This window comes from Pseudomonas sp. SDO5532_S415, assembly GCF_054071155.1.
In genome coordinates, this window is record NZ_JBSVWS010000185.1 from 1 (window position 1) to 10,738 (window position 10,738).

Here is a 10,738-nt window from a genome sequence, read left to right on the forward strand (position 1 = left end):
CCACAGGGAGGCGTGTGATCCTTGTGGGAGTGAGCCTGCTCGCGAAGAGGCCCTTACAGGCGCCCAATCACCCTCAGGCGATCACAATCCCCGCGCCCGACAAACTCTCCAGCCCCACCCCGACCAACGTCACCGAATCATTGCCGAAGCTCAACACCGTATCCTGCCCCACCACCGAGGCATGGGCCCGGAAGTCGTCGTTCGGCGTCACGCCCTGTACCCCGAGAAACACCAGTTTGTCGTTGGCCTGATAGCCCAGCACCCGGTCGTGGCCGAACGTGCCGCTGAACAGGAACGTATCGATCCCGCCCCCCGACTCCAGCAGGTCGTTACCGGCCCCGCCGACCAACACGTCGTTGCCGTTGCCGCCCATCAGATGATCATTGCCATCGAGGCCGAACAACCAATCGCCGACCGCTTGTGCCTTGAGCATATCGTTGCCCGCGCTTCCCTTTGCCGACGACGCGTACTGTGTCAGCTGGTTGCCGGCCACCAGACCGTTGGCAGTGACGCTGTGGGCCACCTCATCCTTGAACAGCCCCCATAGAAAGCCCGGTTCCTTGCTGACGATGCTGCCGATGTCGCGGGTGATGCTGATGCCGCCATTGGCATCACGGATGTACAGATTGCCGGCACCGTCGTTGGCGAAGTCGAAATTGTTCATCGACTGCTGCAAGTCGAGCACGTTGTAGCCCTTGCCGCCCGACAGGATGTTATAGCCACCGGCATCGCGAAAGGTGTCGTTGCCGTCGCGGCCTTCCAGATAGTCATTACCCTTGCCGCCCTGGATCAGGTCGTTGCCGTCGCTGCCGATGATGAAGGTGCTGCCTTTGTGGGGCTCGGCATTGCGGTTCAGGTCCTGGACCCAGGTATTGGCTCGCGCCGGGTCCGACAGATTGGCGACGATGATGGTCGAGTCTTTGCGGGTAAGGTCATAGAACCCGGACTCCAGTACCCGGGTCATGCCGTCGCCGTAAGCGGTCGGCAGGTGGGAAATCCAGGTCGGGATGTTGAGGATGGAAAACGGCAACAGATTCCAGGCGGTCGACGCGTAGTGGTCATTGAAGCTGACGATGTTATTGGTGGCCGAGGCTTGATCGGCATCGTGCACGCCGACCGAGGCCAGGTTGAACGTCGAGCCATCCAGCGCACGGAACACCGGATCGTTTTCATAGCCGACGTTCAGCACCTTGTCGCTGCTGCCTTGAGTCGGCGAGGCATAGGCGATGTAGTTGGAATCCTGGAAGAAACCGCCCCACTTTTCGCCGCTCAAATCCGCCAGGCTGTTGACCGCCAACCCGCCGAGGCTGTGGCCGCTGACCAGCACGTCCTTGCCGGACAGCCCATTGGCCCGGGCAAACGCCGCGACGTCAGCGAACAGCTGGCCGAACGCTTCGCCCGCGTAGTTTTTCGCATAATCCTGTGGCCCCAATGCCGCCAACAGGTCGTTGATGACATCGCCGATGGAATCGCTGATCTGGCTCTCACGAGGACCACTGGTGCCGCGAAAGGCGACGCCGATTTCCGTGAGATGCCCCTGGGCATCGTATTTGCCGAGGATTTCCACCTGAGCGCTGGTATAGCCGGCCTTTTCGCCGAAGAAAGTCCCCCGGGCATCGACTTTGCCGTCGTAGCCCAGTTGCGCGGCGGTGATGGGTGTCCAGCCGGCTTTCTGCACCGCGTCCAGGGCGGCTTTTTCCGAATCGGGATTCCAGGGAATACCGGGAATCACCCCTTGCGAATCGCTGCCGCCGATCAGCGCCGTCACCAGCGTTGCCGGCAGGCCCACGCCGAAACCGTTGTGCTGGTAACCGGTGGCAAAGCCGTTGTCGAGGTTGTGGTAGGAATACAGCGTGATCGCCATCGCGTCGCTGAACAACGCTTTGGCATCTGCTGAACCCAGGTTCTTGTAGTCGTACACACCCATGGTTATTGCCTCTCTCTCTTTGTTGGAATTGTCAGAGATAGCTCACAGCCGGGACACCTCGGTCACGAGGCGCCCCGGAGCCTCCATTGCTGTTACAAAAACCTGTTACGCAAACACAAAGCCGGAAGCCGACAGGTTATCCAGGCCTACGCCGACCAGGGTCACGGAAAAATCGCCAATCTTGAGCACCGTGTCTTGACCGGCCTGGGAAGCATGCTGTCGGTAGTCATAGCCCTGCCCGGTGCCTTCAACGCCCATGAACACCAGGGTGTCGCTGCCCTGATAGCCATTGATCGCATCGAATCCGAAGGCGCCGCTGAACAGGTAGGTATTGCTGCCGTCCCCGGTGGAATGCATCACATCGTTGCCGGTGCCGCCGACGAAGGTCACGTGGCCCTTGTCGCTGCGCAACAGGTCATCGCCACCGTTGCCGAACAGCCAGTCGCCTTCGACGCCGGCCAGCAGCGTATTGCCCTGGGCATCACCGTTTTGCGAATGGCTGTAGCGGGTCAATTCGGCGCCGTTGAGCAGGCCGTTATCGGTCACGCTCCAGGTGATGTCTTTGGAGCTCCACCATGATCCGGATTCCTGGCTCACCAGCGCGCCGATGTCCCGGGTCAGGCTGATGCCGCCATAGGCGTCACGCACGAACAACGTGCCATCGCCATCGTTGGCGATGCTGAAGTTCTGCAGCGGCTTGAGCAGTTCGAAGGTGTTGTTGCCCTTGCCGCCCAGCAGCAGGTTGAAACCGCCATCGTCACGGAAACGGTCGTCGCCATCGCGGCCTTCGATGAAATCATTGCCGGCACCGCCCTTGAGCAGGTCGTTGCTGTCGGTGCCGATGATGAAGGTGCTGCCCCCGTGCGGCTCGCCGCTGCGCCCCAGGTCTTCGACCCAGGTGGCGCCACGGGACGACGCCGACAGGTTGGAGACGATCAGGGTCGAATCCTTCCCGGTCAGGTCATAGAAGGCCGAATCGATCACCCGGTTCAGCCCGTCGGCATAGCCCAATGAGCCATGGGCGCTCCAGTTCAGCGGGTTGAGGATGCTGAAGGGCACCAGGTTCTGTGCGGTGGAGGCGTACTGATCGTTGAAGTTGACGATGTTGTTGGTGGCCGAGGGTTGATGAGCGTCATGCTTGCCCAGTGAGCCATTGTTGAAGGTGGTGCCATCGAGCACCCGGAACACCGGGTCGTTTTCGTAACCGATGTTGAGCACATTGTCACCGGTGGCGCTTTGCGTCGGCGAGGCGAAGGCGATGTAGTTGGCATCCTTGAAGAAGCCGCCCCAGTTGTTGCCGCTCAACTGCGCCAGGCTGTTGACCCCCAGCCCGCCAAGGCTATGCCCGCTGACCAACACATCCTTGGCGCTCAGGCCGTGGGCGATGGCGAATGCAGCGACGCTCTTGAGCAGGTTGTCGAAAGCGTTCTTCGCGTAGTTGCTCGCGTAGTCCACCGGGCCGACTGCCGCCAGCAGGTTGTTTTTCATGTCGCCGAATGTGTCGCTGTAGCCCAGGCCGCCAGTGCCACGAAAGGCGATGCCCAGGCCGATCAGGTTCCCCGTCCCATCGTATTTACCGAGGATTTCGGCTTCGGCGCTGGTGAAGCCATCCCTCTCGCCAAAGAAGGTACCTTGGGCGCCAACCTTGCCCTGATAGCCCAGCGTCGTGGCGCTTATCGGCGCCCACCCACCGGCCGGCAATGGCTGGCCGGTGGGTGTGTAGGCATAGAGCGTCAAGGCGATGGCATCGCTGTACAACGCTTTGCCGGCCTCGCTGCCGGCGTTTTTGTAATCAAACAGTCCCATGTCGTTACCTCTCCATTCATTTGCGGCTGCATCATGCTTTTTGTAGGGGCAATCATCGACTTTGAGGACCCTGCCCGAACGCTTCGTCGACCCTGGCCAGATCCTGCTCACTCAAGGTCCCGGCGTAGTAATGCAATTTGGTCCAGGCCATCAGATAGTCGTAGCGGGCCTGGGCCAGGTCGCGGCGGGTGGTGAAGAGTTGTTGCTCGGCATTCAGTGCATCGAGGTTGACCCGTTCGCCGCCTAGGATGCTTTGCCGGGTCGACACCACCAATGCTTCGGCGGAGACCAGGGCTTTCTGATAGGCGCGCAGTTTGCTCACCCCTGACAGGCAGGCGCTGTACTGTCGGCGCAGCTGGATCAAGGTCTCGCGGGTCTTGCCGTCCAGTTCGTACTCGGCCTGCTCCATCGCGCGGCTGGCCTGGCGGGTCGAGGCCGACACACCACCGCCGGCGTACAGCGGCACATTGATTTCGATGCCAATGGTGTTGGTGTCGTAGCGCTGGTTGTAGGTGTTGCCGCTTTCCGATTCGTTCTGGCGCACCGTGGCGTAGGCGCTGACCTTGGGCAGATGCCCGGCCCGATTGCGTTCGACTTCATAACGCGCCACTTCCAGCGCCTGGCGTTGGGAAGCCAGATTCGGGTTGTTGGCCACGGCCATTTCATGCCAGGTGTCGTAATTGGCCGGTTGCAGGGTGAACGTCTGGAAGTGTTGATCCAGTGGGGCCAGATCGGCGATGTCGATGGCCGGCACGCCGATCAGCGCACCGAGTTCACGCAGGGACGCATCCTGTTCGTTGCGCGCCTCGATTTCCTCGGCGGTGGCCAGTTCATAGCGCGATTCGGCTTCGAGAATGTCGGTGCGTGTGCCTTCGCCTTGGCGAAACATCTGCTCGTTCTGCTGGAACTGTTGCTCGAAGGCTTTTTTCTTGGCTTGGGCGATGTCGATCTGGTCCTGGGCAAACAATGCCTTGGTGTAGTTTTCCAGCACCCGCACCAGCAACTCCTGGCTCTTGCCGCGAAAGTTTTCGTCGGCGAACAACGCCTGCGCAACGCCCTTGCGATAAGCCGCATAGGCCTCGTAGTCGAGCAACGGCTGTTGCAGGGTCAGGCTGGAGCCGTAACTGCTGTAGTGGCGGTCATCGCTCTGGTGTTGCCTGCGCTCGTCGAGGTAGGTGACCTTGGAATTGTTGCGGCCCTTGTTGTAGTTGTAACCCAGTCTCGGCAGCAGCCCGGCGCGGCCAATGGCACGGTTCTCAAGGCCTGCATCACGTTCCTTGATGGCCCCGAGGAATACCGGATCATTGCGTAATGCCTGTTCATAAATGTCGAACGGTCCCATGGCCGCCACGGCCGGGTTGCCCGCGAGCAGCATCAACGCCGCCCCGAGCATCGAAAGCTTTTTCATACAGCCGAACATCCTTATTCCTCGGTCAACGCAGCGCCGGCCCGGTCGAGCAGCGGTTTGAACAAATAGTTGAGGAGCGAACGTTCACCGGTGCGCACGAACATTTCCGCCGGCATGCCGGGCTTGATCACCAGGCCGTTGAGCTTTTCCATGGCCTGGTCGCTGACACTGCTGCGCAGCACGTAGTACGGTGCGCCGGTTTTCTCGTCGACCATCTGGTCGGCAGACACCAGGCTGACTTCGCCCGGTACACGCGGGGTGCGGCTCTGGTTGAACGCGGTGAACAGGATGTCCACCGGCAAGTGCGGGCCGACCTTGTCGATGAGGTTGACCGGCAGGCGCCCTTCCACTTCCAGGCGTGTGTCCTGCGGCACGATCTCCAGCAGGCTCTCGCCCTGACGCACCACCGCGCCTACGGTGTGCACGCTCAGGTTCACCGCAATGCCATCCGCCGTGGCGATGATCTCGCTGTGCTGCAGGTCGAATCCGGCGGAGGTCAACTGTTCTTCCAGCGTCACGCTTTTGAGCTGGGCATCGGCCAGTTGGCTGCGCACTTCTTTCTGGTATTCCTCGATGTGCTGTTGCAGCTTCAAGCGCGATTCGACAATGCCCTGCTCCACCCGACCGCTTTCGCCGAGGTTTTCCGCCAACTGTTGCTGCACCTGCGACAGTTGCCGCTGATAGTCCATCAATCGGTTGCGCGGGATGTAGCCGTTTTCCGCCAGTGGCGTCAGATTGCTTAGTTGTTGTTGCAGGGAGTCGGCCTGAGCGTTCAGGTCAGTTCGGGCACGGCGCATGCCGGCCAACTGCGCGCCGGCGCCTTCGATGCTGGCGCGCAAGGCGGCCTGCTCGCGGGCAAAGGCATCGCGACGGCTGCTGAACAACTGACGCTGGCCTTCGAGTACCAACGCCAGGCGCGGGTCGGGATCGTTACTCAGCTCGGTGGGAAAGTTCACCTGCTTGAGGTTGTCCCGTTCACTTTGCCAACGGGCGAGACTTGCCCAGGCCATGCGGTACTGCGCCTGCAGCGATTGCACATCCGCGGCGACCTGGGTCTCGTCGAGCCGGAACAGCGGCTGGCCCTGTTTCACCGATTGGCCTTCGCGTACCAGAATCTGGCTGACCACGCCGCTACTCATCGACTGCACGGCCTTGCGCTTGCCCGAAACCACCACCGTTCCCTGTACCGGTATGCCCTGATCAAGGGGCGCGAGGCTGGCCCAGGTAAAGAAACTGCCGGCGCCGGCGATCGCCAATACCCAGCCCAGGCGGACAAAGTAACGCGCATCGTGTTCAGGGCGTTTGGCCAGGTAGTCTTGCTCCATCGCCGCTTCGTTTTGAGGGTTCATGGGTGTGCTGCTCATGCGCCGGAACTCCTTGTCGTCGGCTGAGACTGCCAGCTCATGCTGAGCCCGCCCGGCGCTTGCACGGGTCTTTCCTGTTGGGCTTGCTGAGCCCCCGAGAGTGCCTTGAGTACCTCCTGGCTCGCACCGAACGCCTGCAAGCGCCCCTCGTTGAGCACCAGCAACTTGTCGGCCTGGGCCAGCGCGGAGGAACGATGGGTCACCAGGATCACGCTGGTGCCCTGGGCCTTCAACTGTGCAATCGCGCCGGCCAGCGCCGCTTCGCCCACGGTGTCGAGGTTGGAGTTCGGCTCATCCAGCACCACCAGGCTCGGCTGGCCGTATAGTGCACGCGCCAGGGCCACCCGTTGTTTCTGCCCGCCGGACAGGCCACTGCCGTCTTCGCCAAGCACGGTGTCGTACCCTTGCGGCAGGCGCAGGATCAGTTCGTGAACCCCGGCCTGCTGCGCAGCGGCCACGACTTTTTCCGGGTCGGCTACGCGAAACCGCGCAATGTTTTGCGCGATGCTGCCGCTGAACAACTCGATATCCTGTGGCAGATAGCCGATGTAGGGCCCGAGGTCGTCGCGGTTCCAGCGGTGGATGTCCGCACCGTCGAGCCGCACCGTCCCGCCGAGGGTCGGCCAGACGCCCACCAGCACCCGCGCCAGTGTCGACTTGCCGGAACCGGAAGCGCCGAGCACGCCCATCACCTCACCCGCCGCCAGGTGGAAACTGACCCGATGCAGCGTCGCCGCCCGCTGCCCCGGAGGCCCCGCGCTGACCTGCTCGAAGGTGATCTGCCCCTTCGGTGCCGGCAGCGCCATGGCCTCGTCGCTCGAGGGAAAGGCTTGCAGCAAGGCGTCGAGACGGTGGTAGGCGAGCTTGGCGCCGCTCCATTGCTTCCACACGGCGATCAACTGATCGATAGGGCTCAGCACGCGGCCCATCAGGATCGAACCGGCAATCATCATCCCGGCGGTCATGTCGCCCTTGATGACCAGCAAGGCACCAAGGCCCAGTACCAGCGATTGCAGGCACAGGCGCAGGGTTTTGCTCAAGGAACTGATGACGGCGCCGGTATCGCTCGCCTGGTTCTGCAGGCCGAGGAAGCGTGAATGCAGCTGGAACCAACGATTGCGCAACACCCCCAACATGCCCATGGCCTGAATGGTCTCGGCGTTGTGCAGGTGACTGGTGGCCAGTTGGCTGGATTGCTGGGAGTACGCGGCAGCTTCGGCCAACGGCTGTTTGGTCATGGACTCATTCAGCCAGGCCAGCGCAATCAGCAACAAAGCCCCCGCCGTGGCAAAAACACCGAGCCAGACGTTGAATAGATAAATCACCAGCAGGTACACCGGAAACCACGGCGCATCGAAGAACGCGAACAATGCCGGACCGGTGACAAACTGGCGAATATGCGTCAGATCGCCCAGTGCCTGTCCGGCGTTGCCTTCGCCCTTGAACAGGTTGCGCTCGAACGCCGCTTGATACACCCGCAGGTTGAACCGTCGCTCCAACTGACTGCCGATACGGATAACGATGAAACTGCGAACCGCCTCCAGCAAACCGATAAAGGCAAAGAATCCGACAATCATCAGCGACAACATGACCAGCGTCGTTTCATTCTGCGAGGACAGTACCCGGTCATAGACTTGCAGCATGTAAATGGAGGGCGCCAACATCAGAATATTGATCAGGGCGGTAAAACAGCCGACGCTGATCAAGATGCTCTTATAGTCCCCCAGTGCCTTTATTAAGGGTGCGGTGGCTGGGGCCTTCGCCATCTTCATGGATAATTCCTGAGTTGATATCCATCGCCACGCCTGGGCGCAGTTCCAATGAACTGTCCACGCGCGGTCGATATATGGTTTTTCCGTTGATCGTTTGCAACTAACAAGCAATGTTCAGTGATGCATGTGTGTCGAGGACTGCTTATGTAACTAATGCACCGCCCGCTCGAAAGTAATGCGCTGACCCGACGGCAACGTGCCTTGATAAAACCCTTCCTGCCGGCGGCTGAAGAACAGGATCTTCGAGCCTTCCTTGCCGGTGATTGCAATACCGTCCGGTTCGGGGAACCAGCCGATTGCCTGCTCGCCCACCCAGGCGCTGAAGCAGTCCGCGCCAGCGCCGAGCGTCTGGTTGGGGTGCAGGTCGATCAGGCATTGAGTCGGCGCAACGACGGGCGATTTGTCCGTGTCTTGCGCGGTATTCAACGTGGCCAGCCACTGGCCGGCCAACGCCGAGGGATCCGCCAGTTTCAGAATGTTTGCCATGGTTGCATCTCCAGAAAAGATCATCAGCACTGCCATTAGCCACGTGCTTGCCCTGCAGGAAAAGGCGCTGTGCGTCATGTTTTTTTGTACTCCGGGCCGCGACCCTGAGAGAGCGGCGCATCGAGCGCCGCCCTCCTTGTTCACCTCACATCAAGCCACGATGTCCGAGTACGCCGCCTGGCCCACGGTGCTGACCAGGAAATCAGCCACGCCATGCCCGGAGAAGTCGATCGACAACAGGCTGTTGCCACCCGACGTGCTGAGCACCGCATCGCCCACCGCCCCGGTGAAGGCGCTGACAAAGTGCAGCCCCGCGCCGTTGGTGATGCCGGTCAGGTCGATCTTGTCCAGGCCGCTGACAAAGTCGAGGATCTGGTCGACCGCGCCAGGCCTGGAGTCACTGCTGGCCGCAAACACGAAGGTGTCGGAACCTGCGCCGCCCCACAGTTTGTCAGCACCGCCGGCGCCAAAGAGGATGTCGTTGCCGGCACCGCCCTTCAGCTCATTGGACAGGTTATTACCGATCAGCAAATCGCTGCCCGAACCGCCAATGGCGTTCTCGACGGCGACACCCTTGGCGATGGAGACGTTGCCCACCAGGCCGCCAACGTCGGAGAACGACGCTTCGTTGAGGTTGATCTTCTGGTTCTGGGTAAACCCGGAGAAGTCCAGGGTGTCCTTGCCGCCGGCGTCCCACACCGAAAACACCACTTTGTCAGCCGACGAAGACGCGCTCAGGAAATCGCGGCCGGCGTTGGAATTGAATCCATAGGTGGTGTCGCCGGCGCGGGTCGTGGTATTGGCGCCGTAGAGCTGCTGAATGGCGGCGATATCGTCCATCAGCGGGCCGGACGAATAGGCTTCGACGCCGCCTTTGCTGAAGTTCTGGCTGGTGTTGCTTTCACTCCAGTAGCTCATGACGCTGTAACCGCGGGTGTCTTGCCCGTAGGAGGCGTCATTGTAGGTCGGCGCCCCTTCGCCCGCGTTGTAGTCGCCGGGGTGAGCCAGGCCCAGGGAGTGGCCGATCTCGTGGGTCAGGGTTTGCCGGCCATAATTGTTCAGCTCCGGCGTCTTGTTGGCCGTGTAGCTGCTGTTGATCAGGTACCAGGATGTCCCGTCGTAACCGGCCCCGGTGCCAGGCAGGTAAGCAAACGCCGCCGCACCGTCCTGGCCGCCGCTGTAATTGCCGAAGGTCATGTGGCCGTCACCGCCACTGGCCTTCTCGGTGAAAGTGAGCTTGGCCACATCGGCCCAGGATTGCATGGCGAGCACGGCCTGGGCTTTCTGTTGCGCGCTGAACTGACTGAAACCGGTGATCCCGTGCTTGTACATCGTGCTCGAAGATGCCGACGTCAGGAAGGTATAGGTCAGTTCGATCTTGCCGCTACCGTCCTTGTCCTGGTAAGCAGCGCCGTCGCGCAGCAATTGGTCGGCGGCCTGGTCGACGGAGAACGAGGGTTTGCCATTGACCGTGAGGTTGCCGCCCCGATCATACTGATGGCTGAAGCTATTGACCTGATTGAATGCAGAACTGCTTGCAGCTAATGCTGACAGCGGCAAAAACGCCTGTTCGGCGGTATCAATAGCGTAGCTTTTTACTTTCGACATAAACACACTTCCTTGTTTAGCTATGGAACAGTTTTTGTCTGATAGCGACAATCCCTGGCGAGATCGTCCTATCACTCGCCCATTGAAGGCGAACGAAAACTGACACAATTTGAAATCTAACGTCCACTACTTTTTTGGCGTCAAATTTAGTGTGTTTTGGGAAGTACCCGGAAACATTAGGCGCGATAAGAAAGCCTGGTATTAAAAAATATTGAGAGCGCGTAATTGTCGGACAATCAACAATTTAATTATTAAATAAAGATAAGTTGTTCGAGGTACGAAACGTCTGACTATTGATGTTTAAACCGATGAATTAATCACCCTTGATACCGAGTTATCGTTCTTCGCGAGCAGGCTCGCTCCCACA

The 10,738-nt window shown here is 60.5% G+C and carries 7 protein-coding genes; all 7 read right to left on the reverse strand.

Going from position 1 to position 10,738, the window contains the following annotated elements; all coding sequences use genetic code 11:
- Nucleotides 1–73: 73 nt before the first annotated feature.
- The 7 genes from ACW9HW_RS25980 to ACW9HW_RS26010 all read right to left on the reverse strand — a co-directional run bounded on the left by ACW9HW_RS25980 (nt 74) and on the right by ACW9HW_RS26010 (nt 10,371).
- The gene (locus ACW9HW_RS25980; RefSeq protein ID WP_457402140.1) at nt 74–1,927 is read right to left on the reverse strand and encodes a polyurethane esterase; all 1,854 of its coding nucleotides are present in this window, start codon (nt 1,925–1,927) and stop codon (nt 74–76) included.
- 105 nt (nt 1,928–2,032) lie between these two features.
- Complete coding sequence (locus ACW9HW_RS25985; RefSeq protein ID WP_457402142.1) at nt 2,033–3,733, reverse strand: polyurethane esterase; 1,701 nt, start codon at nt 3,731–3,733, stop codon at nt 2,033–2,035.
- A gap of 52 nt (nt 3,734–3,785) precedes the next feature.
- Entirely contained in the window at nt 3,786–5,153 is a 1,368-nt protein-coding gene (locus ACW9HW_RS25990; RefSeq protein ID WP_457402144.1) for a TolC family outer membrane protein, read from the reverse strand.
- Nucleotides 5,154–5,155: 2 nt separating this feature from the next.
- Nucleotides 5,156–6,505: an HlyD family type I secretion periplasmic adaptor subunit gene (locus ACW9HW_RS25995; protein ID WP_457402146.1), complete on the reverse strand. Its 1,350-nt coding sequence runs from the start codon at nt 6,503–6,505 to the stop codon at nt 5,156–5,158.
- On the reverse strand, nt 6,502–8,277 hold the full coding sequence (locus ACW9HW_RS26000) for a type I secretion system permease/ATPase (RefSeq protein ID WP_457402148.1): 1,776 nt from the start codon (nt 8,275–8,277) through the stop codon (nt 6,502–6,504). The genes ACW9HW_RS25995 and ACW9HW_RS26000 overlap by 4 nt, the downstream gene beginning before the upstream one ends.
- Nucleotides 8,278–8,427: 150 nt before the next feature.
- Nucleotides 8,428–8,841 (reverse strand): AprI/Inh family metalloprotease inhibitor, encoded by a 414-nt coding sequence (locus ACW9HW_RS26005; RefSeq protein ID WP_095194237.1) that lies wholly within the window; start codon nt 8,839–8,841, stop codon nt 8,428–8,430.
- A 72-nt stretch (nt 8,842–8,913) separates the two neighbouring features.
- Complete coding sequence (locus tag ACW9HW_RS26010) at nt 8,914–10,371, reverse strand: serralysin family metalloprotease (RefSeq protein ID WP_457402150.1); 1,458 nt, start codon at nt 10,369–10,371, stop codon at nt 8,914–8,916.
- Nucleotides 10,372–10,738: the final 367 nt, after the last annotated feature.

What these genes read in the sequence shown, in the direction of transcription:
- ACW9HW_RS25980 (WP_457402140.1), bottom strand. Translation starts at nt 1,927, where the DNA reads ATGGGTGTGTACGACTACAAGAACCTGGGTTCAGCAGATGCCAAAGCG.
- ACW9HW_RS25985 (WP_457402142.1), bottom strand. Translation starts at nt 3,733, where the DNA reads ATGGGACTGTTTGATTACAAAAACGCCGGCAGCGAGGCCGGCAAAGCG.
- ACW9HW_RS25990 (WP_457402144.1), bottom strand. Translation starts at nt 5,153, where the DNA reads ATGTTCGGCTGTATGAAAAAGCTTTCGATGCTCGGGGCGGCGTTGATG.
- ACW9HW_RS25995 (WP_457402146.1), bottom strand. Translation starts at nt 6,505, where the DNA reads ATGAGCAGCACACCCATGAACCCTCAAAACGAAGCGGCGATGGAGCAA.
- ACW9HW_RS26000 (WP_457402148.1), bottom strand. Translation starts at nt 8,277, where the DNA reads ATGAAGATGGCGAAGGCCCCAGCCACCGCACCCTTAATAAAGGCACTG.
- ACW9HW_RS26005 (WP_095194237.1), bottom strand. Translation starts at nt 8,841, where the DNA reads ATGACGCACAGCGCCTTTTCCTGCAGGGCAAGCACGTGGCTAATGGCA.
- ACW9HW_RS26010 (WP_457402150.1), bottom strand. Translation starts at nt 10,371, where the DNA reads ATGTCGAAAGTAAAAAGCTACGCTATTGATACCGCCGAACAGGCGTTT.